This is a genomic window from Enterobacter cloacae complex sp. 2022EL-00981, from assembly GCF_028737495.1.
Classification (GTDB): domain Bacteria; phylum Pseudomonadota; class Gammaproteobacteria; order Enterobacterales; family Enterobacteriaceae; genus Enterobacter; species Enterobacter cloacae.
The window spans coordinates 1-25,296 of sequence record NZ_JAQZRK010000045.1 but is presented as its reverse complement, the minus strand read 5'-3'; the positions used below and the strand labels follow the sequence as shown (position 1 = coordinate 25,296).

Here is a 25,296-nt window from a genome sequence, read left to right as displayed (position 1 = left end):
TTGGATTGACCCTTTTAGGGTAGACCCTGAGAAACGGGAGGCAAAAAAAAGCCGACTATTAAAGTCGGCGTCGTACGAATCAATTGTGCTATGCAGTAATTCAAAAAAGGAAGTAAGACAATATGGAGCGCAACGCCCATCGCTTGACGTTGCATTCACCTGCGGGAGTAATAATGCACCTTACACGGTTTCTGTTTATTGACTTTGCTCAATTAAAAGAGCGTTTTGATCCGCGCAAAAGGTGGAAAAAGCGTAAATTTACAACCATTTACTACGATGCAACCACCATGCAACACCGCCAATCAAAGCAGCTAACATGACGCAAAACGCGGTAAAGCCGTAGCGATAAGCACCGCCGGGAATGCCGCCCAGGTTTACGCCAAACAGACCGGTCAGAAAGGTACTGGGTAAAAAGACCATTGCCATCAGCGACATCGTGTAGGTTCTTCTGGCCAGCGACTCCTGCATCACCTGTGCTATCTCATCGGCCATTACTGCGGTTCTGGCAATACAGGAATCAATTTCATCCAGCCCGCGCCCCAGTCTGTCAGCAATGTCCTGCATTCTACGGCGCTGGTCATCATTCATCCAGCTGAGACGCTCGCTGGCCAGACGGGCATATACATCACGTTGTGGCGTCATGTAGCGACGCATCACAATCAGTTGCTTGCGCAGTAACGCCAGGAAACCGCGTGGCGGTATCTGCTGATCGAGCAGGTTATCTTCCAGATCGATAATTTTATCGTGCAACTCTTCGATAAACTCGCTCGCGTGATCGGTAAGCGCATCGCAGACATCCACCAGCCAGCTGCCGCAGTCAGTCGGCCCGGTGCCCTCTTTCAGATCGTTTACCACGTCATCCAGCGCCAGCACTTTACGCTGGCGAGTGGAAACAATAAGCCCATCATCCATATAGACGCGCATCGCCACCAGCTGATCGGGACGTTCATCCGTGCTGCCGTTAATACAGCGAAGCGTGATCAACGTACCGTCACCCATCCGGCTCACGCGTGGCCGCAGGCTTTCCCCTGCCAGCGCATCACGCACGTTGTTTGGCAGCAATGGGGTGGATGCCAGCCAGTCAGCGCTGTCCGGATGGGTATAGTTCAGGTGTAACCAGCAGGGATGCGCGTGATCGATCACGTCGTTGTCTTCCAGCGGCCGGGCACCGCCTTTACCGTCAAACACCCACGCAAACACTGCGTCAGGAACGTTCAGTTCAGACCCTTTTATGCTCTCCACAACGCCTCCACCTTTTAGCTTTTCGTTGTCAGTCTAGCTTTCGGCAGAGGTTACGCAACCACTATGTTCCGCATGGCGCTGAAATCGCTCGGGAATTGTACGGGTAACGGCGGTGTCCCTTCAGGTGGAATGTCCTTGTCGCTGCGGGAACGCCAGCGGAACAACCGGTGCAGTTAACGAACTATCAGCCGCGTATTCCCCGTCGAGCCGGAAATTGCGTGTCCGTGACTGCAGTTCGATAACCTGATTGCGTAGCACGTCGGAGGATCCGTTAAGTTCCTCCGCCATCGCCACATTGCTTTGCGTAACCCTTTCCAGCTCTGATAATGCCAGCGTAATCTGTGAAATTCCCTTCTCCTGCTCGGATGTGGAACTGGAAATTTCATCCATCAGACGGCTGACATTGCCGGATCCGGCCACAATCTCACGCATGTTTTTTTCCGCTTCTGACACTACCGTCACGCCCTGTGTAACGTTATTGCTGGTGACTTCAATCAGCGTTTTGATGTTCTTCGCCGCTTCCGCGCTGCGGTGTGCCAGATTTCGCACCTCCTCCGCGACCACAGAGAAGCCTTTTCCGTGGTCTCCCGCCCTTGCCGCCTCAACGGCCGCGTTAAGCGCAAGGATATTGGTCTGGAAGGCAATCCCGTCGATCATCGAGATGATTTCCGTCATTTGCTGTGCGCATTCGGTGATCGATTGCATATTGTGAGCAACCTGCCCCATCAGCTCGCCCCCCTTACGCGCCTGAAGCGTTGCCTGATTGGCCTGTTCACTGGCGAGTCGGGTGTTATCAGCATTGTTTTTGGTGCTCGCAGCCATCTGCTCCATGCTGGCTGCGGTTTGCACCAGCGAAGCCGATTGCTGCTCCGTTTTCACTGATAGCTGCGCGCTGCGTGCGGAGAGTTGATCCGATAAGGTCATGGCGGTTTGTGACGACGCCCTGATTTCCCGGACCAGTGTTGCAATATTGCCCGAAAGGCTGTTAATCCCGGGAATTAAACGCCCTGCGCAGTTGTTGCCAAACTCGGGGATTGTCACGTTAAGATTCCCTGCCGTGACTTCTTCAATACTTTTTTTCACAGTATTGATCGGTGTCACAAGATATTGGGTCATGTAAATCCAGAGTAAAAAAAGAGCAATCACATTTATTACATTGAGCGTTATTAAGAGTGACGATGCGCCGGTAAATAGAAAGACGACAGCTGCGTTTAGCAAAAAAAGAGACAAAAGGAAATAGACAATGAAGGTTCTGACACTAATATTTTTTAGCATGATTATTCCCACAACTTAATATTTTGGTCGGCATTAAGGTTTATAGCATTCGTACTGGCGTTTGTCCTCACGAATAGCGGTGCTTTGTCGTTTCGCAGTTAGCAACCTGCAATTTAACTTAAGTGAGATAAAAAAAGCGTATTGTGGGAAATATTGTGCCATGGATACTGTGATACTGGTCTGACACGAACTTAAGCGATACCATCACCTGCGGCTAAATGGGTTAATCACCACCCTATTTTAGAGACTTTGTTGCAATTAACTGTCCTTGTTTAGCTGTGCTTAACAAGTTAGAACTGAGAATATATTTTATATTGCTTACAGTTTTGCGTTTTAATAGTGCGGGCCGTTTTACGTACCCTATAACTAATATTGTTTGAACTCGCCTGCACGCAGCCAGATAAAGATCTGTCCCGGTTGGCGAAATCAGTAACCCCTTTGGCGTGGGATTGCATAATGCTCAATGTATCGTGGGACCCAGTGTTAATAGCCATCTCTTATCTTGTGGCCTTTATCGCCTCGTTTGTGGCCCTGGAGAATGCTGGGAAAATCCCGCTTTCCAGCGGGAAGGCCGCTCTGTTCTGGCGTTTTGCCGGAGGGCTTACGCTGGGCGTCGGGATCTGGTCGATGCATTTCATTGGTATGTTAGCGATGAAAATGCCCATGATCATGAGCTACAACCTCTGGTTAACCCTCGCCTCAATGGGCGTCGCGGTGGTGGCGTCTATGCTGGCAATGAATATTGCCGTGACGGGCGCTCGCCTTTCGCCCTTCAGACTGCTTCTCTCTACCTTAATTCTGAGCGCAGGCGTGGTGTCAATGCACTATATCGGTATGGCCGCACTGATGCTGGACAGCCCCATCATCTGGGATCACCCCATCATCGGTTTATCCGTATTGATTGCCGTAATGGCCTCCGGTGCCGCGCTCTGGTTGGCTTTTCACCTGCGGCATCAGCGAAAAGGGATCTTTATCAATCGCATTCTCGCCGCTTTAGTTCTGGGCGCTGCCATCTGCGCCATGCACTACACCGGCATGCGGGCCGCTCAGTTCAGTGATATGGCTCATACCCTACCCGGCGGTATCAGCGAACTGGGATTATCGATAGGGGTGTCGGTCACCACGCTGTGCCTGCTCGGCATGATGTTGATTATCTCACTCATTGATTCCCACTGGCGTACCAACCGGCTCACGGACAACCTTCAGGCGCTCAATCGACAGCTTGAACTACAGGCACGGTTTGATGCCCTTACCGGCCTTGCTAATCGCCACCAGATGGATCTGCGCATGCAGGATTGCCTGCGCAGCGCGATGCTTAGCAATAAGCAATTTGCCGTGATCTTCCTCGACGTTGATCACTTTAAACAGGTTAATGACACCTGGGGACATCACGTCGGGGATGAGTTGTTAATCACCATTGCGCAGCGCATCACGGCGAGGCTTACCCGTGAGATGACCCTGGCAAGATTGGGGGGCGATGCTTTTATTCTTCTGGTTCCAGAATGTGATGACGACAAACTCCAGTCCCTCCTCTCAACGCTGCTCGACGATGTGCGCCGCCCGCTTTCCGTATGCGGGCATACGCTGAGTACAACGCTCAGCGCAGGCGTCAGTCGTTATCCGCAGGATGGCGAAACGCTGCATGAGTTAAAGCTAAAAGCAGATGCAGCAATGCAGTACGTTAAAAAGCAAGGCCAAAACGACTGGGAGGTCTACCGGACAGAGATGTCGACGGCGATCCCGGCTAACCCCGGTTTTTTGCAGGAACTCACGCAGGCGCTTGAGCGCGATCAGTTTGAGCTGTGGTATCAACCCACCTGGCACGCTGAAGAGAGAACTATCCACGGCTTTGAGGCGCTTCTTCGCTGGCGACATCCCGAACAAGGCGTGCTACTGCCGAATCTGTTTTTACCTTCGCTTGAACAGACGGGTTTAATTATTCCCGTGGGTAACTGGGCGATTGAGGCCGCATGCCGTCAGCTGTATTTCTGGACTGAACAAGGTTTTGCCCACTGGACGTTGTCTTTTAACTTATCCCCTGTACAGTTTGAACAGCCGGATATCTTTCAGACCGTATCGTCTCTGTTGCAGAAATATAATCTTTCTCCTTCCCGGCTCATCCTTGAGGTCACGGAGAGCACTGCCCTTAAAAATCTCGACCGCAGTATCGAATTACTGAGTGCATTCAACCAGGCCGGGATCACCGTCTCTATTGATGATTTTGGCACCGGTTATTCTAATCTGCTTATGCTCAGCGTGCTTCCGGCAAAAGAGCTCAAAATCGACAAAAGCTTTGTGACGTCAATGCTGGAAAATGAGAAAAACCGCAAGCTGGTGGAGACCATTATTAATATTGCCCGGACCATGGAGATGTATGTTGTTGCCGAAGGGATCGAAACAGAAGAGCAACGAGCGGTGTTAACAGAGCTCGGGTGTGATTATTTGCAGGGTTTTCTGTTCGCCAGACCTTTGCCTGCCGAACAGATCCCGTGGCTACTGCTGCAGATTAATTCACAGAAACAGATTATACCAATTGGTAAAATTCATTCGGAATCCGCTTTTGTTTCACAAAAAAATCATGCTACACAGGGTTAACTGGAGTATGGTTCAGAGGAGTCCACGCGAGTCGATTCCGTCGTGATCGTCAGGCATATTGTGCCGATGTACAGGAATTCCTTATGTCGCAAAATTATTTTGATGCGCTGAATGTCATTAAAACCCCCGTGTGGCTGATCTCCCCCGTTTCCGGCCATATTATTTTTGCGAATACGGCCGCGGTTCAGGTGATGGGGGATAAAACGGTGGATGATCTGCGAAAAGGCGCTTTCTCAGCCAATGCGCAAGACGTGCTGTCGATGTATATCCCTGAGTTGAAAACGGACCAGGAGATTGTCGAGATCTGGACTGTCTGGCGCGACGGGCATGAAACCGCGTTGAGCTGTCGTCTTTCGCTGACCCACCATGCGCCGTACGGCGACATTATCGTTTTTGAAGGGATTTCACATCCGGCACCGACCGGGCTTAAAGCGAGCCGCTCCGCTACTTACCAGCGAAAAAAGCAAGGATTCTATGCTCGCTTTTTTCTGACAAACAGCGCCCCGATGTTGCTGATCGACCCTGCTCGCGACGGCCAAATTGTTGATGCCAATCTGGCCGCGCTTAACTTTTATGGCTACTCGCACGAGGAGATGTGCAGCAAGCATACCTGGGAGATCAACACTCTGGGGCGCGATGTGATCCCAGTGATGAGCGAAATCGCCGCTCTGCCGGGTGGGCATAAGCCACTCAACTTTGTGCACCGCCTTGCCGATGGATCAACCCGCCATGTTCAGACCTATGCCGGACCAATTGAGATCTACGGGGATAAACTGATGTTGTGCATTATCCATGACATCACCGAGCAAAAAAGGCTGGAGCTTGAGCTGGAACATGCCGCGTTACAGGATGCCATGACGGGCCTGCTCAACCGGCGACAGTTCTATATTATCGCTGAGCAAATGAATCTCACGCACCTGCCTCTACAGCAGCAATTCAGTTTACTGCTGGTGGATACCGATCACTTTAAGAATATCAACGACGTTTTTGGTCATCTGAAGGGGGATGAAGTGCTCATCGCGCTTTCACGTACCCTGGAGGCCTGTAGCCGGAAAGAGGATTTCGTGTTCCGCTGGGGAGGCGAGGAGTTTGTCATTCTGCAGCCACGTACCTCTCTCGATACTGCAATGCAAATCGCCGAAACGATCCGGGCAGCGGTTGCCCGCATCTCGATCCCCGGCCTGCCGCGATTTACGGTCAGCATTGGCGTGGCGCGGCACAACCAGGATGAGAGTATCGACGATCTCTTTAAACGGGTAGATGACGCGCTTTATCGCGCCAAGAATGATGGCCGAAATAAAGTCCTGGCGGCATGAAACTGGTGTATTGGATAAAGCCCCGCTACAATGCCCATCTTGATGAAAAAGACTATGGGTGGGTATCGTCTGCAATGGGAAGAACAGAAATAATCCTCACCATAATTATTTTAATGCTTATTATTTTCGGATTCTGGTTTATCTTCAGCGGCGAGATCTGGTTAGTGGCGGAATATATTGAAAACAGCATTTACCCCACTTTCGACGCGCTGTAACGCACGTTTAATCCGTTGTTTCACCTACCGAAATTATCAGGTATCGGCCAACTCAACAGGCGCGTAAGATATGCGCCGTTATCCTCCATTATGTTGGTAACGAATTGCTAAATCACTTGCTTATTTTGCCCGTGCTCTGACGGGCTTTTTTATTTCCGACATTTGCGCTACACCAGGCTATATCTAAAACGTCGTTATCCATAAAGGTGAGAAAATGATGAGCAAGAAGATCCTGATGCTGGTGGGCGATTACGCCGAAGATTACGAAACCATGGTCCCTTTTCAGGCCTTACAGATGATTGGCCATCAGGTTGACGCCGTCTGCCCGGATAAAGCGAAGGGTGACTATGTCATGACCGCTATCCATGATTTCGACGGTGCTCAGACGTATAGCGAAAAACCGGGGCACCGTTTTATCCTCAATGCCGATTTTTCCGCCGTTAACGAGCAGGACTATGACGCCCTGCTGATCCCTGGCGGCAGAGCGCCTGAATACCTGCGGTTAAATGATGACGTACTGAAGCTGGTGCAGGCATTTGATGCCGCGCACAAACCGATTGCGGCCGTGTGCCATGGCCCACAGTTGCTGGCCGCCGCCGGGATCTTAAAAAGACGAACCTGTAGCGCCTACCCGGCCTGTGCGCCTGAAGTGCGACTCAGCGGCGGCGAGTATGCCGATATCGGTATCGATCAGGCTCACGTTGATGGTAACCTGGTCACCGCGCCGGCCTGGCCTGCGCATCCGCAGTGGCTGGCGAAATTTGCGAAGTTGTTGGAATAGGCCAGCAAGGCAACCTGCTCTTTACATACGCTCTTCAAGCCAGACGATCGACCGCAACAAAAAAGCGTTCTTCCGTCAAAAGAGCACGCTCTTTAATGCTCTGAAACTCGCGCCGGATAAACCAGCCCGCTTCCGGCGCCATGCTCAGATAAAACACCTCACGAAAGCCCGGAGCTTCAACACGCATTCTTACACACCCCGTTTCTCCTGCACGGAAGAGCTGCTCTGGCACGATACTGACACAACGCTCGCCATTCTGCAGAAGGATAGTCGCTATCTCATAGCGGCAAATTCCGCTGCTCAGGCTATAACCTAATGTGCTCAGATCGTGAAGATACTGACGTGATAACGTGACTTCAATGCTGGTGCCCGCAAACCACTCAATGATTTGCTGCGCCAGCCCCTCTAACCGCTCGCAGAATTCAACGATTTCAGCCTCAACTGAGGTGTTACCTGACGTTATGTTCTTGCTACTCTGTTGCACTTTTTTAAAGAAACGTTCTCTGGCTGACACGTTGTTGCCTCTGTTCTCTTTCACACGGTTAAACCAGGATCAGCGCCCCCTGCGCTGACCGGCCATTTTTATCTTCCCGGATGTTTCCTTGCCTTCTTAAACGAGGGAACCCTTTGTAGCTATTCCGCCGTTTTTTGTTTCATCAGGGCATAACGAGCAATCAACTGCTGCAGATGCTGTTCTGTCTGGCTCTGCTGCGCGACAGGCCACGGCTGGTTTTCAGGAAGATCTGCCAGCTGTCGCAGTTGTTCCTCTGCAGGCACGGCACTGTTAAATGCCTGCATCATGGTAAATACCGCTGATTTCAGCTCGCTGACCGTCATGTACTTACCCCGCTGTTCATCAAGTGCGTTAAGCCGGTTCGCCAGTTGTTGCAATTGGGTCATTCCCTGATGCCAGCCAGTCAGATATGGCTGCGGAAGTGCAGCAACGTTAACCTGCTGCTGCCACTGTTGCGCCAGCGGTTTCGCCTCTTGCGGCCAAAGGATCAGCGCCTGCTGCACCAGGCTATCGCCGTAGCGCCATGCCCAGTCAGGTTTCAGTTCCCTAAGCTGTGCTAGCCGATTTTGCGTCTTGCTAAGCCCTGCCACGGGTGATGGTGACGCGTGTCGCAGCGCCTGCAACTGCGCTTTGGATAATTCGTCAGGTAAAGGCGCCAGAGTGGCATCGAGCTGTGTTTGAGCCGGGTCTGGTGTATGCATCGTCTGCCATCCCCATGCCACCGAGCTGGCAATCACCAGCATGGTCGCCATTCCGGCGACAAATGGCTTCCAGGGCTTCACCGGAGGCGGCGCGGTCATCACCTGCCTGTCCGGCAGCGGCTCCGGCTGCGCGACATAGACCCACCTGACGTGTTCTGCCGGGGTCGGAAAGCTGGCCGGGAGAACAGCACCGCCCGCCTCCTGCCCGCCGTCGCTGTTTTCCAGCCGTACCGCCGCGTTATGGACCTGGGTACGCAGGGCATCGAGCTGGCTGGCATGCCTCAGTTCAAGACGCTGCAATATGTCGCCCAGTGCGTTCAGGTGCTCTTCTGTCTGGTACAACTGGCTGAGGTCAATACAGGTCAGCGTGAGGGTGCGCATCGTCTGTTGTAACCGCCTGCTGAGCGCGCTGAGAATTTCCATACGCGCATGCACAGGCTGCGGCCAGATATTGTCCCACTGGCGGGAGAGGAGTGCGTCCAGTATTGCCAGTCCTTCGTTCATGCCGTACAGACCGGCCAGATGCGTTCGGACGAGCGTATACCAGGCCGCGGTCTGCAGTTCCACCCCGTTGTGCTCAAAAAGCGACAGACAGAGCTTTTCCGCCTGCGGCCAGTTGATGTCCGGTCGCGCCGGATGGGTCAGTTTGTTCATTTCGTCACGCAGGGCGGCGTAATCCGCAAGCGTACGCGGGTCGCCGCCGGTTTTGAGGTGGTGGGTGTTTACCGGATTCATCATGCTGTCCTTGCCAGGTCGCAGAAATTCAAAAACAGGAACGTTTATCAACATAGTTTTGCTGCTTCAGATGACGGAGCAGAACCTTGCCCTCTGGCATAAACTCGGTACCATAGCGAACCAGTCCGACACCTTTCAGTTCCGCATCTATGGTGTATCTCAGTTCACCAGGAACATGCTGCTCCAGTAAAGTCACACTCATCGACTGCAACCGGGGTTCGTATTTTAATAAGACATTCGATAAAGTCGCTGTTAGTTGATGTGCGGTTCCGGGCATGCCCTGAAGGATTTTTGTCATATCAGGCAAACCGTAGTCAGGCAAATGTGAAATGGCTTCGGCTCTTGAATTGAGGATACGCTGAATATTGTCCAGTACAGATAAAATGACCTGGTCTTCTTCACTTACCTGAACCACGGGAAGATCTCCTGTAAAATTACCAGTAAGCGTTTCATATAGAGATAGATATTTATAATTCATGATAATCCGTTAAGTCCTGTAGCGAAGCACAAATCACATGCTTTATTGTGCTTTCTTTATTTTCAGAAGCCTTTCTTTTTTACAATACCACCAACAGCCACTATACCATATCTGGCCAAACACGAGAAAATAATCAAAATAACTCGAAGTGGATTTGTATCATACCAAAAATAGAACATATAGATAATAACCAATAACTAATAAAGGGGCGTCCATCTCATTATTCATGCATCTGATTGTTGCATCAAGCGAACAAAAGGACACCTCGGGAATACTGCCTTTGCATTCATTACAACTCTTTATCTGTCATCAGGTTTTTATTTTAAAATCAATGTCGCCCGCCTCCCGGTAAGGCTCTGCGTAGCGGTAGTGCTCTCCGGTGGTCATCGCGTCACTGCGCACGCTCACCGTGGCGTCCATCGGTGTCCCGGCGGTACGGTAGTTGTAATCCCGTACGCTGACCATGCCCGGCACCACCTTATACCGGATGCGCACGTCCCACACCGACTCCTGTGCCCCGTCATACAGCCCGGACGGCTCGTCCATTTCCGTGCGCCAGAAAATCCCGGTTTCTGACAGTATGCGCTGAATAAATTCCCGGTCCGTCTCTTCATGACATAATCATTTCACGTGGTGGATAAAATTAAAGTTCTGTCATTAACGGCAACAGACCTAGATCCAGAAGTTTTATTTCTATATCGTTAGCTTTGCCGATATGTTCTTTATTACTCCCATCGAATATTTCTTCGGTTGAAACAACAATTGTTCCTTTCTGTTTCGCATTCTCTATAATCGGTACTATTTTTGCCGCTTCAGGAATTAATTCTGGCAATACTATTGATGGAATATAAATCATCCACCCCACATAAATTCGATCAGGAAACACATTGCGCTTATGGAGATGATACCCTTTCGAATCGACAGAAATATATGACCTCCCCCTTGAGCAAGATAAATATCTCACCATGGAAATCATTTTTTCAACTTCATTGACCTTTTCATCCATACCTATAACAAGTAATCCCTTGTTGGGATTTAGGATGAACATCATATAATGAGAAATGGAACAAGAATCACCTTCTTCCCCACCATCCCATATGCTTTCATTTATTAACGGTTTATGTTTATTATAATGTTTGCCCACTATATTAAAAGCATTGTCTGTTGGACCTGACTCATTAAAGGCAATGCTTTTCACAGCATCTTTTTTAGAATAGCCAGTAAAAAACCATTTCTTATTTTTCCCAAGAAGTTTTTCAGTCTCTCTGGACACTTCAAACATATCTATAAGGCTTTTATCAACCTGAATCGCCTCATCATTTTCAAAATATACTTTTATCTCAGTATTGAACAAAGACGTCATGGTATCCACCGTGTCAAAATGTCCTTAAGGGGTAAAAACAGCTCAGCAAAGTATCTCTGACTTACAGGCTGCATAAATATCCAGATGACCTTTAAAGGCTGGTTAACTGTTGCGACAGCCTGGTGTCTTGATGCTTGATTTATAGCGCTTACATTTCCAGTCCACCAACGTTTTTTTGTACCATCGGCGTTAAAAAACTGATCATACCGCGCCTTCGCCTCCCAGAACTGACACAGCTTATCCTTCCAGCCATCAAACGACACGCCACAGTACTTAAACTCCTGAATCTGTTGCGTTTCATGATTATAAAACGTGCCACAAATACGCGTCTGGTAACTTATCGTCACCATACTCCAGCGTGAACAACGTCTCACCATCGGCATCACTTTCCCTTCCGGTGGGCAGTTCTCACAGGTCTTTTCATCCGTCTTCACCTGTGCGCCGGCTCTGGTCTCGACGCCCTCATAACTTACCGTTTCTGAGTAGTCCATGTCGTCCTCCCAGAAATCACCGTGCGTCTCTGCGCTGACGGCCATCGGTTCATTCAGAATGGGATCATACTGTTTTCCCTGATAACCAAACCCTCCGGTCCCCTGACGCGACCCATTGCCTGAACCAGGATAAGACATATCCTCATCTTCCCAGCCTCCATGGCTGCCTCCTGCTCCGGGAAAGGTTGATGTTCCGGTCGCACCACCAGCCGCACCGGCACTTCCGGCAGCTGCGCCTCCCATTCCCCCGTTAATTACTGGTGGGATCATAACCATCAGAGTCCTCTCCTTTCCCTGTTTATCATCACATGCATATAGTCTTCCACCCGTTGGTCAGTTGAATAGCCGTTTGGGGTTCTCAGCCATATATCCACTTCGGGCTTCAGATAAAAACCAGGCCAATTACGCACGCTGACCGTCGCATCCATCGGCGTGAAGGCTGTCCGGTAGTTGTAATCACGCGTGGCGACGGTGCCGGTGGCTATGTTGTGCCAGGTCCGCACATCCCAGACTGGTTCTGCCGCGCCGTCGAACAACCCCGATGGCTCGCTGTAGGGCAGGCGCACATCAAACTGATAGTGAAGCTGGCTGTCAGCCAGGATGTACGTATCCAGACCGCGCACGTAGTCCATCTCCGTGCGCCAGTAAATCCCTACTTCGCGACTGTCATAATTAAAGCTCTGTCATCAGTGGCAACAAGCCAAGATCCAGAAGCTTAATTTCAATATCGTTAGCTTTGCCTATGTGTTCTTTATTATTTCCATCAAATATCTCTTCGGTAGAAACAACGATTGTTCCTTTTTGTTTTGTATCATCCATTACAGGGATAACTCTGGCAGCCTCAGGAATTAGTTCTGGTAAGATTATTGCCGAAATAAAAATCATCCATCCGACACAAATCCGATCAGGAAAAACATTATTACCATAATTCCAGTAGCCATTTGTATTTATAACAGCATATGCATGTTCTTTATTAGAAACTAAAGAAATCATAAATTCAATGATTCTATTTGTATTTATTTCACCTTGATCACATGTAACACTAACATCCAAATTGGTTTTTTTAATATTATCGATGTGCTTCCTTATGTAATTTATTGAACATATTTTACTATCAATCTCACCATCCCATACACCCTCAATAATTAGCGGATATTCTTTTTTTATTTGGTTACGCCATTTCTCAATCACCCCAGGCCCGGCTTTGCCATGGTTAAATACTACATGTTCAAGTGCTTGCTTTCTTGAATATCCCTTTTCATACCATCTTTTTCTTGTTTTTAATAATAAATCTATCGCCATTGAAATATGAAATAACTCATCGAGACACAATTCAACATCTGGAGAACGAGTATCATCATAGTAAACATTTGCTGATATTCTTATCATGGCACCCACCTTGTAATTATATCTTTAAAATCTTTAAACATTTTCGAGAAGTATCGATAACTCACTGGTTGCATAAAAAACCAGACAACTTTACCTCCGTGATGACCACGCCCTCCTGCAGCGCGCAAATCACCTCGCCCTGCGGCTCCAGCACCTGACCCGGCAGCAGGCCGGCGGCGTTGCTTTCAAGGTGAGCAAACGCCGAGCGGTTCAGTTCGCGCCCATGGTTAAGTGAAGGTGATTTATAGTTCATATGATTTGGCTGGAGTTTATTTTAAAACATAGCCGTCATAACCTACTTTACCAGGGTAAAGAAGTTCTTTATCTGTGTCGTATGAAAATTCAATAGCATCATATGCTGCAACTTCAGATGTGCCGTAAAATGGAGAAGGCTTAAAAAGCCCCCCGTCAACATCGCACAAAAAAAATAACCCTCATCCTTTATATATTTATAAAATGATAATGGAGATATTATTTTAATATGATATACATTTACCTTGTATTTTTCATCAGGTCTTATTGCATCAAATACCTTTGTTTTTTTCATTGACAAACAAAGTAGAAGGTAAAACCACCCTCGTAATTAATAATAAAATATGCAAGGTGTGCTTTTTTGATTTTCATTTACAGAGGAATCTCCTTGGCGCTTTCTCTCGATGAGATCCATAATACATCAGAAAAAACAATATAATCTCCATCTGAATCAGGTTTCTCTTGCCACTTCCGAAAGTCTTTATTAAAAACAGACACAAATCCTGAAAAATCCCTCACCAGATGTCCTCACAAACCAGATAAGTATGTAGACATGTAAATGCCAGTTTCTTCTTTGTTGAGAATGCGGTCTTTATCAACGAATTCATAGGTATCCTTCAGGTAGAATCTCAATTTATCTACAATAAAGAATTTTTTTCTTGTCTGGTTTACCTCATTCCACGAATACTTACTTTAAGATTTGAGTTCCCATTGCACCATACCAATCGTTTATGGCATCTAGTTTGTTTCCTATTGGAATGAGATTGATTTGGGACGTTTTATCTAATTCCATAACATCATCAGTGTACCCAAGAGATATCACATTTTTATTGAAATCGCCTCATCTGCATGTGCTCTCCGCTAGTCACGGCGTCATTGTGCGCTCACCGTCACATCAATCCCCGTGCGCCAGAAAATCCCCGTTACGGAGAGGATGCACAGGATAAATTCCAGGTCCGTCTCCCTCTACAGGATAATAAAATCAAAGTTCTGTCATCAACGGTAGAAGTCCAAGATCCAAGAGTCTTATTTCAATGTCGTTGGCTTTGCCAATGTGTTCTTTATTATTCCCATCAAATATTTCTTCCGTTGAAACAATTATTGTTCCTTTTTGATGCTCATTTTCTATAACTGGCACAATTTTTGCCGCCCCTGGAATTAACTCAGGCAAGACCAAATGAGGAATATATAGCATCCATCCTACATATACCCGATCAGGGAAAACATTGCGATCTTTTCGCCAATAACCTTTCGAATCAACTTTTATCCACCTTCTGCTCTCTCCTTTGGCTAATAATGACAATGAATCAATCATATCAGATGTATGAGAAACCTGCTGATCTATATCTATAATAATATTTGATTTTTTAGGGTTGTCTATAAACTTCATGAAATGTGATATTGAGCAAGCAATCCCGTCAGCTTGACCATTCCATATAGACTCATTAATTAATGGGCTATTTTTTTTATAATGCCGCTCAAAAATATCTATTGCATTCTGGCTCGGTTCATCGCCATTAAACACTGCATATTTTAAAGCTTCTTTTTTTGAATAACCAGTTAAGTACCAAGTATGTTCACGTCGAGTAAGTTTTTTAACAAGTTTGGCACTCCTATATAACTCATTAAAACAGTCTCTTATTTCAATATTACTTTCTTTCAAAGAATGTATATTTATTGAAACATTAAAAAGTTCACTCATGGTTGCCACCTCGTAATAATATCTTTGTAATCAATGAAGATCTTTCTGAAATATTCATGACTTACAGGTTGCATAAATATCCAGACAATTTTTAACGGCTGATTCACGGTTGCAACCGCTTGATGACGGGATGCCTGATTGATTGCGCTTTGGTTACCTGTCCACCAAGTTTTTTTCGATCCATCAGCTCTGAAAAACTGATCATACCGCGCCTTCGCCTCCCAGAACTGACACAGCTTATCTTTCCAGCCGTCAAATGATACGCCGCAGTATTTAAATTCCTGTATGTGCTTGGTTTCCGGATTATAAAACGTGCCACATATTCTTGTCTGGTAGCTGATTGTAACCATACTCCATCGCGAACAACGCCTCACCATCGGCATCACTTTCCCTTCCGGCGGGCAGTTTTCACAGGTCTTTTCATCCGTCTTCGCCTGTGCGCCGGCTCTGGTCTCGACGCCCTCATAACTTACCGTTTCTGAGTAGTCCATGTCGTCCTCCCAGAAATCACCGTGCGTCTCCGCGCTGACGGCCATCGGATCATTCAGTATCGGATCATAGGTTTTTTCCCTAGTAATCAAATCCCCCCTGGCTCCGGGACTGCGCACTTCCTGAACCAGGATAAGACATATCCTCATCTTCCCAGCCTCCATGGCTGCCTCCTGCTCCGGGAAAGGTTGATGTTCCGGTCGCACCACCAGCCGTACCGGCACTTCCGGCAGCTGCGCCTCCCATTCCCCCGTTAATTACTGGTGGGATCATAACCATCAGAGTCCTCTCCTTTCCCTGTTTATCATCACATGCATATAGTCTTCCACCCGTTGGTCAGTTGAATAGCCGTTTGGGGTTCTCAGCCATTTATCCACTTCGGGCTTCAGATAAAAACCCGGCCAGAATGCCTCAAGCAGCAAAAAATCCCGCCGCACATTTTTTGTGGTCAGCGGGAGCGTACTGGCATAATCCAGTGCATTTCTCAGGCGAACATGGAACGTGTCATCCGGTTCGTTAATCCCCGGAAATTTCCTTTTCAGTCTTTGCGCAGTATCGCGAACAAAATCTTCATCTTCCATTTTGTGCACACCTGCACACTGCTCTTCAGACAGCTTCAGCATATGAACCCCCTTTGCCTGAATGACCAGACTTTTCCGTCCACCGTAGTCAGCCACTCCTGCAGTAAACCGGTCAGGTCACGGTGTTGCAGATCGTCCAGCGTTGCGCCAAGACGCACCTGAACGCGTGGATCCTGAAAACGCAGCAACGCTGCCCGGCCATCCGGCAGCTCGACGTTCATATATTTTCTGAAATGCGCAACCAGCTCGGTAAGCGTGGAAGAAGATACCATCCAGGAAACTGACGGCAGCGCGGCTTCCAGCCCGCACAGCTTTTCTCTGAAATCCATTACGCTGTTCATCTCAATGATCCACGGTCCCGCAAAAGCAATACGCGAATCCGGACAGGTATCGAACAGGGGGATGGCGGCAGGTTGTTGAACTGACAGTTCCTCACCGAAATACCGCTCATATTGCAGGCCGTCCACCAGGGCAAGTAATGTCACTTTTGTTGAGTGGATCAGATGTTGCGCGGTGAGACTGAAGCTGATGCTGTTCATGACTCGCCCCTTATGACAAAGGTGTCACCATTCATTACCGCCTTCATCAGGCAACTGAGGCATATACCGCCCCCTGTCATGGATTTAACCGGTACTGAGGCCGCACCCGCCGCCATCGTCCGCTTCGTCCGCCGCAGGTACGTCCCCAGGGTGCCGTACTCAATTTTCCCCGCCTCCAGCCGCAGGTAGCTCCCGCCGCCAGTCAGCGTGATGCGCTTTTTCCCCGCAAACGTGATGTCGCTCGCCGAGCTCATCGTCAGCTTCTTCTCTGCAAACAGCGCCATTTTCCCGTTCTGCGCCTGTACCTCCACCGGGCCTTCGCTGGCTTTCAGGCTCAGCTGGCCCGTTCTGGCGAACAGCCCGAGCTTTTCTCCCGCCAGCGCCGTCATGTTGCCCGTGACGCCGGTGCTGATATCACCTCCGGCGTTAATGGCAACATTCTTCGCGGCGGTCATCTGCATATGCTCACCGCTGGTGAATGCCATTCCTTCCGGCGCGGAGAACAGCAGGGTTTCATTCAGCGGCTTCAGGCGCTTGTCAAACATCTGTATCTGGCTGTCAATGTCCGCCTTCAGCGCCTGCGCCTGCTCCGCCGCCTTCTCCAGTTGCCGGAGCTGCTGCAGGCAGACGTCGATTTCCTTCAGGGCGGTCTCCATCTCCAGTACTTCACCCGCCGCCTTCTGCTGCCCGTCCGCGGTGATAAACAGCCCTTTTGCGACGCGAATCACGCCATACTCATCGGTTCTGAGTTCAAACCCCTTGCCACGGGGTTTCGCCTGCGCATCCACCAGATGCCCGGTATTCAGCTGGGTTTTGCCGTACTCCGTGGCAAGTTTGATATGCTCCTCGCCGCGCCGGTCTTCCATCCTCAGCTTGTTGTTCGCGGGCGTGCGCAGCACATTGCGGGTGTGGTTGTCGCGGGTGACGTGGTCCGGGTGTTCAGAATCGTGCAGGGCGTGGGAGATATACGGCAGGTCGATGTCGCCGTTGCTGTACGCGATGGCCACTTCGGTGCCGTCAAGAAGCGGGGTGTGCCAGCCGTACGTCCCACCGCTGTACGGCTTCGCCATCCGCAGCCACAGATACGCGAATCCCTGCTCTGCCTCGTCCCGGTCGAAATCCAGTCTGACGCGGTAGCGCCCCTGTTCATCCAGGTGCGCGCAGATGTCATTTTTCTCCCGGCTCTCGATGCGGGCAGGCAACGTGCCGTGTACCTCCGGGCGCGCTGTTTCCGCCGGGCGGAAGCAGTAACGTTCCGTGTAGGGCATCCCGTCGACGGACACGTGCAGGCGGGTGTCGCGGGCGGCATGGTACTTCACCTCCGTGATGACCACGCCCTCCTGCAGCGCACGAATCACCTCGCCCTGCGGCTCCAGCACCTGGCCCGGCAGCAGGCCGGCGGCGTTACTCTCCAGATGAACACGCGCCGAGGCGTTCAGCTCCCGCTCATGGTGGATACGGGCATAAAAGGCGCCGGATTCGGTCTCCGGCTCCGGGTCAGCATCGTCGCCCGCCTCCCGGTAAGGCTCTGCGTAGCGGTAGTGCTCTCCGGTGGTCATCGCGTCACTGCGCACGCTTACCGTCGCGTCCATCGGTGTCCCGGCGGTACGGTAATTGTAATCCCGTACGCTGACCATGCCCGGCACCACCTTATACCGGGTGCGCACGTCCCACACCGACTCCTGTGCCCCGTCATACAGCCCGGACGGCTCGCGGTACGGCAGGCGTACGTCAAACCGGTAGTTCAGCTGGCTGTCGGCAAAAATATAAATATCCAGCCCGCGCGCCTCGTCCATTTCCGTGCGCCAGAAAATCCCCACCTCTGAAAGTATGCGCTGAATAAATTCGAGGTCCGTCTCCCGCCACTGGGTAATCAGTTCCCGCACCGGATATACACGCTCCAGACGGAAATCGAAATCTGCGCCTTCAAATCCATGCTGGCGCAGTACCTGCTCCACCACCTCCGGCACCGGCTGGTGCTGGAAAATGCGGCACTGGCGGGTGCGGCTGAGCAGCGCCAGACGGGAACTGAGCACCACCTGATAATGCGACTGGTCAGCGGTGGTGGAAATCCACTCCAGGCGGGTGATGATGCCGTGCACTGCCTTGCCGCTGCGCATACGCAGGGTGGCGTATTTCATCAGCACCTGTTCCGGGGCGAGATTGTTCTGCGGGGTGGTAAAATCGATGGTCCAGCGAAAGGACTCGCTGAGGGCCTCGTGCCCAGTAAACTTCAGCACGTCGGGCGTGACGGGTGAGTCGTTGATTTCCAGTGTGTAGCGGGTCTGTCCGTCGAAAAGCACCAGCCAGTTGTCCATAACAAAGACCTGATTTAATGTAGGGTTAAATCAGAATGGTTGCATGATGAGACATTGCTGTAAATAACTGAAACAGGAGTCAAATTCTGAAAATAACGGCGAAACCTCAAATTACAATCACCTTCCGCAGCGCCTGCGCCAGCTGTACGCGGGTAAACGGTTTACGCAGTAGTGCTACATCCGGCAGCTGTGGGTTGTGGGTCGGACGTAAATCCTGACCGCTGATCAACAACACCGGCAGTTGCGGGTAGTGGCTGCGCACGTGGTTAATCACCTCCGCCCCGCTCAGGCTGCCCGGCAGCATCAGATCACTGATAAACATGCCGATATCCGGCGAGGCCGCCAGCATGTTCAGTGCCTGCTCACCGCTTTCCGCTTCAAGGGTCAGGTAGCCAAGCTGATGCAGTTGCTCGCACAGGGTCTGACGAACATCGGCCTCATCTTCCAGGACCAGCACCAGCCGTTCGTTTTCAGCGGATGCGGTGGCAGAGTGCGTTTCATCTTCAGGGACGACGGGCAGCGTTGAGCGCGGCAGATGGAGCCGCACGGTGGTGCCTTGTCCCGGCGCGCTTTCAATTTCGACGCGGCCGCCGGACTGACGCACAAAACCGTACACCATCGACAGCCCTAAACCACTGCCACTGCCGGTCTGCTTGGTGGTGAAGAACGGCTCGAACACCCGGGATTTGACCTCCTGCGTCATACCGCTGCCGCGGTCGATCACCTCCAGCGCCACCATATCCTGCCTGCGTCCGTCGCTGCGAGTGACGCGCTGATTCCACGTGCGGATCTTAATCACGCCCGTCTGCCCCTCCATCGCGTCGCGGGCGTTCATCACCAGGTTAATAATGGCGTTTTCGAGCTGGCCAACGTCTATCCACGCTGGCCAGGCCGGGGATTGAGCCTCTATCTCCAGGCTCAGGGTGGCGGGCAAGGAGTGGCGCATCAGCTCTCTGAGATTCTCCAGCAGCGGTTTCATCTCTACCGCATGCGGAGTCAGGGATTGCTTGCGAGAAAAAGCCAGCAGACGCTGGGTCAGCAACGCACCGCGCTCGGCGGCATTGAGCGCGCGGGCGATACGTGGGGCATCACTGGAGTCGGGATCGGTCAGCTCCAGGCTACCGATTATCACCGCCAGCAGGTTGTTGAAATCATGTGCCAGCCCGCCCGTCAGTTGACCAACGGCCTTCATCTTCTGACTGTGCAGCAGCGCCTCCTCCAGTCCCTGACGCTCGATGCGGTCGATCTCCATCTGGGAGGTTTTCTCTTTCAACAGACGGGTGGTGTGCTCCAGCGAGGCGGTATTGCGGGCAAAGACGTTAAACGCGCGAGCCAGCTCTCCCAGCTCATCACGCCGCTGCAGCGCGGGCACCGAAACGTCCTGCTCGCCATGGGCAAGACGCGACATCGCCCGGGAGATCGCCGTCAGGTTGGAGCCCAGATTGCGGTAGATATACCAGCAGGCGCAGCCGGTGATGATCAGCGCCAGTACGGCGAATATGCTGATAAATACGCTGATGGACCGCAGCTCCTGATGACTCTGGGCCGTACGCAGCCGGGAAGCCTCCGCCACCTGCTCAACGTACTGATTGATATCGCTGTTTAATATCGCCACCAGCGCCTTGATGTGGAACATATACCAGCTTATCGCCAGGTCGCTCTCTTCAAGCTGCTTTGACAGCGGGGCAAGCCTGCGCAGCTCGTCGTTGAAATCGGGCAAAACAAGATTCACCACGGGCTGCGTCGCGCGCTGGGGCAACGTTGCGGTAACGGCGTCCAGCTGCTGTAGGGTGGCGCGCGGTGAGGGGGTATCGATGGCGGCGAGAATCAACCTGTCCATTTCCGCAAGCTGCTGCGCATCCGGGATGTTGCTGCCAAACCGACGGTTAATATCCTGCAGATGGCGTAAATAGCTCTGGCTTTGATACAGCGAGCTAAGCAGCGCGTTACGCTGCAGATGGCGCCGCTGTCCGCGCTCCAGCATGCCCGTCACGCTTTGCTGTAACTCATTACTGCGACGAATAATGCGCGCCACCAGCCCCGGCTCCTGCTGCGCTAAGGGCGCATCTGCGAGCTGTTCCAGCGAGTGCCGCAGCGCCATTTGGGTCTGCTTCAGCCTCTCGGCCTCTCCTTTGTATTCCAGCGCCCCCACCACCTGCGAAAGCCGTACCGCCGCGGTTGCCACGCTGGCGGTATCGCGGGCGAGGTTCATGCTGCCGGTCATGTCATCCAGCGTCTGCTGTTGTACCTGTTCCTGGATCTGGCTGGCATGCCGAAAACCCAGCACCGCCACACCACTGACCATCAGCGTCACCGCCACCACCAACAGATTAAAGATCAGCAGACGACCGCGGGCGCTGGCGAAGAACGGCGAGCGTGATGGCATGGGATTGGGCTCCTCTGCAAATGGGTGCCCTCACCCTGGCCCTCTCCCACAGGCAGAGGGAAAAGAGAAATGTGACGGCGATTAGCTATTCATAACTATGACAAATATGAACGGCTTCTGACATTTTGCATTTACGCACCTGTGATGAAGTGCAGATATCAACCTTCACAGGAGATCCGCCATGAGCAGAACCCCGGTACTGGAGATGCGCAGCATTGCCAAAACGTTTGGCAACTTCCACGCGCTCAAGGGTGTGGATTTGACGGTCTTTCCCGGTGAGATCCACGCGCTGATGGGCGAAAACGGCGCGGGAAAAAGCACGCTGATGAAGATCCTCGCGGGCGCCTACACCGCGACCAGCGGCGAGATCCTGATTGACGGTCAGCCGTATCACATTAAAGGCCCGAAGGATGCGCTGGCCGCAGGCATTACCCTGATCTATCAGGAGATGCAGCTCGCCCCCAACCTGACGGTTGCGGAAAACATCTTTCTTGGCAGCGAACTCTCGCGCGGCGGACTGGTGCAGCGTAAAGAGATGGCCGCCCAGGCTCAGACGGTCATCGACCGTCTGGGTGCAAACTTCAACGCCACCGACCTGGTGATGAAGCTGACTATCGCCGAGCAACAGCAGGTGGAAATCGCCCGCGCGCTGCACCGTAACAGCCGCATTCTGGTGATGGATGAACCCACTGCCGCCCTCTCCTCGCGTGAAACCCATCGTCTGTTTGAGCTGATCCTGCGCCTGCGTGATGAAGGGATGGCGATCATCTATATCAGCCACCGCATGGCGGAAGTGTACGAACTCTCTGACCGGGTCAGCGTCCTGCGTGACGGGCAATACGTCGGTAGCCTGACGCGCGACAAACTGAACGCATCTGAGCTGGTGAAAATGATGGTGGGTCGCCCCTTAAGCGATCTGTTCAACAAAGAGCGCGATATCCCGCTCGGCAACCCGCGTCTTAACGTGCATCACCTCACCGACGGTAAAAAAGTCCAGCCCTGCAGCCTGCAGGTGCGCTCAGGGGAAATCGTCGGCCTGGCGGGGCTGGTCGGTGCCGGTCGCTCCGAGCTGGCACAGCTCATCTTTGGCGTACGTAAAGCCACGGGCGGAATGATTGAAGTGGACGGCGAGCCGGTGGTGATCCACTCCCCGCGCGCGGCCATTGAAAACGGGATCGGTTTTCTTACCGAGAACCGCAAGGAGCAGGGGCTGTTCCTGGAGCTGGCGGCGCAGGAGAACATCACCATGGCGACGCTGGAGCGCGACGCCACCTTCGGCATGCTTAACCGCAAAAAAGCGCAGTCCATTTCTGACGATGCCATCGCCCTGCTGAATATCCGCGTGCCTCACGCACAGGTCCGCGCGGGCGGTCTGTCAGGCGGTAATCAGCAGAAATTGCTGATCTCCCGCTGGGTGGCAATTGGCCCGCGTATTCTGATCCTCGACGAACCGACGCGCGGTGTCGATGTCGGCGCAAAAAGCGAAATCTACCGCATCATGAACCAGATGGCGCGCAAGGGCGTGGCGATTTTGATGATCTCCAGCGAACTGCCGGAAGTGGTGGGCATGAGCGACCGCGTCTATGTCATGCGTGAAGGCAGCATCGCCGGGGAGCTCCACGGACACGACATCTCTCAGGAAAACATCATGACGCTGGCAACCGGCGTGAACGACTCACATCATCAGGCGGTGCAACTATGACAACTCCAACCCATCCGCAGCAGGTGGCAAAATCTGCCTCCGCCAAAAAAATGCTGATGAGCGATCTGATGCAAACGGTCGGCATTTTGCCCATTCTCATCCTGATCGTGGCGGTTTTTGGCTTTATCGCCCCTAACTTCTTTACCGAAAGCAACCTGCTCAACATTACCCGCCAGGCGTCGATCAACATCGTGCTGGCGGCAGGGATGACCTTCATCATCCTGACCGGGGGGATTGACCTCTCCGTCGGGTCTATTCTGGGTACCACGGCTGTCGCCGCGATGGTGGTGTCGTTAATACCGGAATTCGCCGGGCTCTCTATTCCCGCCGCGCTGATGCTCGGACTGGTGCTGGGGCTGTTCAACGGCGCGCTGGTGGCCTTTGCCGGACTACCGCCGTTTATTGTCACCCTCGGCACCTACACGGCACTGCGGGGCGTAGCGTACCTGCTGGCCGATGGCACGACGGTAATTAACTCGAACATCAATTTTGAGTGGATAGGCAATAACTATCTTGGCCCCGTGCCGTGGCTGGTGGTGATTGCCCTGGCGGTGATTGTGGTGTGCTGGTTTATCCTGCGTCGCACTACGCTTGGCGTTCACATCTATGCGGTAGGCGGCAACATGCAGGCGGCACGCTTAACGGGCATCAAAGTCTGGCTGGTGTTGCTGTTTGTGTATGGCATGAGCGGCCTGCTCTCCGGGTTAGGCGGTGTGATGAGCGCGTCGCGCCTCTACAGCGCCAACGGAAACCTGGGCATGGGTTACGAGCTGGATGCGATTGCGGCGGTGATCCTCGGCGGCACCAGCTTCGTTGGCGGGATCGGCACGATCACCGGCACGCTGGTGGGAGCGCTGATTATCGCCACTCTCAACAACGGCATGACGCTGATGGGCGTCTCCTACTTCTGGCAACTGGTGATCAAAGGGGCGGTGATCATCATTGCGGTGCTGATCGACAAATACCGTACCCGACACCATCAAAGTGCATAACAACAATATTTCCCTAAATCATTCTGGTCGCAGGAAGGCGGCAAGTGAGTGAATCCCGATGAGCTTACTGTAGTAAGTGATTCGGGTGAATGAGCGCAGCCAACGCATCTGCGCCCAGAAGGATGACGGGAAACCCTACGTGAGGAAGAGAGCATGAGATTGAAGCCTTTAGTGACCGCGCTCTGTGCTGGCGCGCTGCTTGCCGCAACACCGTTTGCGCAGGCGAAAGATCTGAAGTCCATCGGCGTAACGGTGGGTGACCTGGCCAACCCGTTCTTCGTGCAGATCACCAAAGGTGCCGAGCTGGAGGCGCGCAAGCTGGCGGGGGATAACGTCAAAGTGACGCTGGTCTCCAGCGGGTACGATCTGGGCCAGCAGGTGGCGCAGATCGACAACTTTATTGCCGCCAAAGTGGACATGATCATCCTCAACGCCGCAGATTCTAAAGGGATCGGCCCGGCGGTGAAACGCGCGAAAGAGGCCGGGATCGTGGTGGTCGCGGTTGACGTGGCGGCAGAAGGTGCAGACGCGACGATCACCTCTGATAACACCCAGGCGGGCGAAATGGCCTGTAAGTACATCACCGACCGCCTGAACGGCAAAGGCAATGTGGTGATCATCAACGGACCGCCGGTCTCTGCCGTCCAGAACCGTGTGGAAGGTTGCCAGACAGAGTTCAAAAAACACCCGGATATCAAAGTACTCTCCGATAACCAGAACGCCAAGGGCAGCCGCGAAGGGGGTCTGGAAGTCATGACCTCGCTGCTGGCGGCCAATCCGAAGATCGATGGCGTCTTCGCGATTAACGATCCGACCGCGATCGGTGCCGATCTGGCGGCGAAACAAGCGCAACGCAACGAGTTCTTTATCGTTGGTGTGGACGGTAGCCCGGACGGCGAAGAAGCCCTGAAGCGGGAAAACTCCCTGTTTGTGGCGACGCCGGCACAAGATCCGCAGGTCATGGCGGCAAAAGCGGTTGAGATCGGCTATGACATTCTACAGGGCAAACCGGCGCCGAAAGCGCCTGTGCTGATCCCGGTGACGATGATCGATAAAAAGAACGTCGGCACGTATAAGGGGTGGACGGTTAAGTAACAATTGCGCGGCCCGATGCCCTCACCCTAACCCTCTCCCACAGGGCTGAGGGTTCCCCAGAAAAATGAAAAGCACGATGAAGTGTGATCTACTGGTTGCGCTAACAAATCAGAAGAGACCTCATCGTGCCTTTACAGACAGTCTG

At 52.1% G+C, this 25,296-nt stretch carries 23 protein-coding genes and 2 pseudogenes; 7 read left to right on the top strand and 18 right to left on the bottom strand.

Going from position 1 to position 25,296, the window contains the following annotated elements; genetic code table 11:
- Positions 1–258: 258 nt before the first annotated feature.
- Complete coding sequence (gene zntB / locus PUZ33_RS23760) at positions 259–1,242, bottom strand: zinc transporter ZntB (protein WP_047023108.1); 984 nt, start codon at positions 1,240–1,242, stop codon at positions 259–261.
- A gap of 120 nt (positions 1,243–1,362) precedes the next feature.
- On the bottom strand, positions 1,363–2,517 hold the full coding sequence (locus PUZ33_RS23755) for a methyl-accepting chemotaxis protein (protein ID WP_252107881.1): 1,155 nt from the start codon (positions 2,515–2,517) through the stop codon (positions 1,363–1,365).
- 456 nt (positions 2,518–2,973) lie between these two features.
- Between PUZ33_RS23755 and PUZ33_RS23750 the strand changes: the two genes are divergently transcribed.
- From PUZ33_RS23750 to PUZ33_RS23735, 4 genes are all read left to right on the top strand, one after another.
- Complete coding sequence (locus PUZ33_RS23750; RefSeq protein WP_058681224.1) at positions 2,974–5,112, top strand: putative bifunctional diguanylate cyclase/phosphodiesterase; 2,139 nt, start codon at positions 2,974–2,976, stop codon at positions 5,110–5,112.
- A gap of 83 nt (positions 5,113–5,195) precedes the next feature.
- Entirely contained in the window at positions 5,196–6,428 is a 1,233-nt protein-coding gene (locus tag PUZ33_RS23745; RefSeq protein WP_058681225.1) for a sensor domain-containing diguanylate cyclase, read from the top strand.
- Complete coding sequence (locus tag PUZ33_RS25310) at positions 6,425–6,643, top strand: Ecr family regulatory small membrane protein (protein ID WP_047023104.1); 219 nt, start codon at positions 6,425–6,427, stop codon at positions 6,641–6,643. Before PUZ33_RS23745 ends, PUZ33_RS25310 begins: the two co-directional genes overlap by 4 nt.
- 217 nt (positions 6,644–6,860) lie before the next feature.
- A complete protein-coding gene (locus PUZ33_RS23735; RefSeq protein WP_072203672.1) occupies positions 6,861–7,424 on the top strand; it encodes a DJ-1/PfpI family protein in 564 nt (187 codons plus the stop codon).
- A gap of 34 nt (positions 7,425–7,458) precedes the next feature.
- On the opposite strand, the gene PUZ33_RS23730 is transcribed toward PUZ33_RS23735, so the two are convergent.
- The 16 genes and pseudogenes from PUZ33_RS23730 to PUZ33_RS23655 all read right to left on the bottom strand — a co-directional run bounded on the left by PUZ33_RS23730 (position 7,459) and on the right by PUZ33_RS23655 (position 21,362).
- Positions 7,459–7,938, bottom strand: a complete 480-nt coding sequence (locus PUZ33_RS23730; protein WP_058681238.1) for a hypothetical protein — start codon at positions 7,936–7,938, stop codon at positions 7,459–7,461.
- A gap of 119 nt (positions 7,939–8,057) precedes the next feature.
- Positions 8,058–9,374 (bottom strand): VasL domain-containing protein, encoded by a 1,317-nt coding sequence (locus tag PUZ33_RS23725; RefSeq protein ID WP_058681227.1) that lies wholly within the window; start codon positions 9,372–9,374, stop codon positions 8,058–8,060.
- 28 nt (positions 9,375–9,402) lie between these two features.
- Entirely contained in the window at positions 9,403–9,852 is a 450-nt protein-coding gene (tssE, locus tag PUZ33_RS23720; RefSeq protein ID WP_058681228.1) for a type VI secretion system baseplate subunit TssE, read from the bottom strand.
- A gap of 333 nt (positions 9,853–10,185) precedes the next feature.
- Positions 10,186–10,492, bottom strand: a pseudogene (locus PUZ33_RS23715) (type VI secretion system tip protein VgrG); the annotation flags it as partial.
- 3 nt (positions 10,493–10,495) lie between these two features.
- Complete coding sequence (locus PUZ33_RS23710) at positions 10,496–11,215, bottom strand: Imm52 family immunity protein (RefSeq protein WP_058681230.1); 720 nt, start codon at positions 11,213–11,215, stop codon at positions 10,496–10,498.
- On the bottom strand, positions 11,212–11,982 hold the full coding sequence (locus PUZ33_RS23705) for a Tox-REase-5 domain-containing protein (protein WP_058681231.1): 771 nt from the start codon (positions 11,980–11,982) through the stop codon (positions 11,212–11,214). The genes PUZ33_RS23710 and PUZ33_RS23705 overlap by 4 nt, the downstream gene beginning before the upstream one ends.
- Before the next feature lie 125 nt (positions 11,983–12,107).
- Positions 12,108–12,365, bottom strand: a pseudogene (locus tag PUZ33_RS23700) (type VI secretion system tip protein VgrG); the annotation flags it as partial.
- A 13-nt stretch (positions 12,366–12,378) separates the two neighbouring features.
- A complete protein-coding gene (locus PUZ33_RS23695) occupies positions 12,379–13,095 on the bottom strand; it encodes an Imm52 family immunity protein (protein WP_058681233.1) in 717 nt (238 codons plus the stop codon).
- Between the two features lie 61 nt (positions 13,096–13,156).
- Entirely contained in the window at positions 13,157–13,348 is a 192-nt protein-coding gene (locus PUZ33_RS23690) for a hypothetical protein (protein ID WP_058681234.1), read from the bottom strand.
- Positions 13,349–13,719: 371 nt separating this feature from the next.
- On the bottom strand, positions 13,720–13,845 hold the full coding sequence (locus PUZ33_RS23685; protein ID WP_235836516.1) for a DUF6402 family protein: 126 nt from the start codon (positions 13,843–13,845) through the stop codon (positions 13,720–13,722).
- 484 nt (positions 13,846–14,329) lie between these two features.
- The gene (locus tag PUZ33_RS23680; protein WP_058681236.1) at positions 14,330–15,049 is read right to left on the bottom strand and encodes an Imm52 family immunity protein; all 720 of its coding nucleotides are present in this window, start codon (positions 15,047–15,049) and stop codon (positions 14,330–14,332) included.
- Positions 15,046–15,702, bottom strand: coding sequence for a Tox-REase-5 domain-containing protein (locus PUZ33_RS23675; protein ID WP_252107880.1), 657 nt, complete (start codon positions 15,700–15,702; stop codon positions 15,046–15,048). Before PUZ33_RS23675 ends, PUZ33_RS23680 begins: the two co-directional genes overlap by 4 nt.
- Before the next feature lie 114 nt (positions 15,703–15,816).
- Positions 15,817–16,161 (bottom strand): hypothetical protein, encoded by a 345-nt coding sequence (locus PUZ33_RS23670; protein ID WP_058681237.1) that lies wholly within the window; start codon positions 16,159–16,161, stop codon positions 15,817–15,819.
- The gene (locus PUZ33_RS23665) at positions 16,155–16,658 is read right to left on the bottom strand and encodes a DUF4123 domain-containing protein (RefSeq protein ID WP_050491985.1); all 504 of its coding nucleotides are present in this window, start codon (positions 16,656–16,658) and stop codon (positions 16,155–16,157) included. Before PUZ33_RS23665 ends, PUZ33_RS23670 begins: the two co-directional genes overlap by 7 nt.
- Entirely contained in the window at positions 16,655–18,976 is a 2,322-nt protein-coding gene (locus PUZ33_RS23660) for a type VI secretion system Vgr family protein (RefSeq protein WP_274205375.1), read from the bottom strand. The genes PUZ33_RS23665 and PUZ33_RS23660 overlap by 4 nt, the downstream gene beginning before the upstream one ends.
- Positions 18,977–19,082: 106 nt before the next feature.
- Positions 19,083–21,362, bottom strand: coding sequence for a hybrid sensor histidine kinase/response regulator (locus tag PUZ33_RS23655; RefSeq protein WP_058681398.1), 2,280 nt, complete (start codon positions 21,360–21,362; stop codon positions 19,083–19,085).
- Between the two features lie 181 nt (positions 21,363–21,543).
- On the opposite strand from PUZ33_RS23655, the gene PUZ33_RS23650 reads away from it, so the two are divergent.
- From PUZ33_RS23650 to PUZ33_RS23640, 3 genes are all read left to right on the top strand, one after another.
- The gene (locus tag PUZ33_RS23650; RefSeq protein ID WP_058681399.1) at positions 21,544–23,064 is read left to right on the top strand and encodes a sugar ABC transporter ATP-binding protein; all 1,521 of its coding nucleotides are present in this window, start codon (positions 21,544–21,546) and stop codon (positions 23,062–23,064) included.
- Positions 23,061–24,056 carry an ABC transporter permease subunit gene (locus tag PUZ33_RS23645; RefSeq protein WP_058681400.1) on the top strand — a complete coding sequence of 332 codons (996 nt, stop codon included), beginning with the start codon at positions 23,061–23,063 and terminating at the stop codon, positions 24,054–24,056. Before PUZ33_RS23650 ends, PUZ33_RS23645 begins: the two co-directional genes overlap by 4 nt.
- A 153-nt stretch (positions 24,057–24,209) precedes the next feature.
- Entirely contained in the window at positions 24,210–25,151 is a 942-nt protein-coding gene (locus PUZ33_RS23640; protein WP_046889698.1) for an ABC transporter substrate-binding protein, read from the top strand.
- Positions 25,152–25,296: the final 145 nt, after the last annotated feature.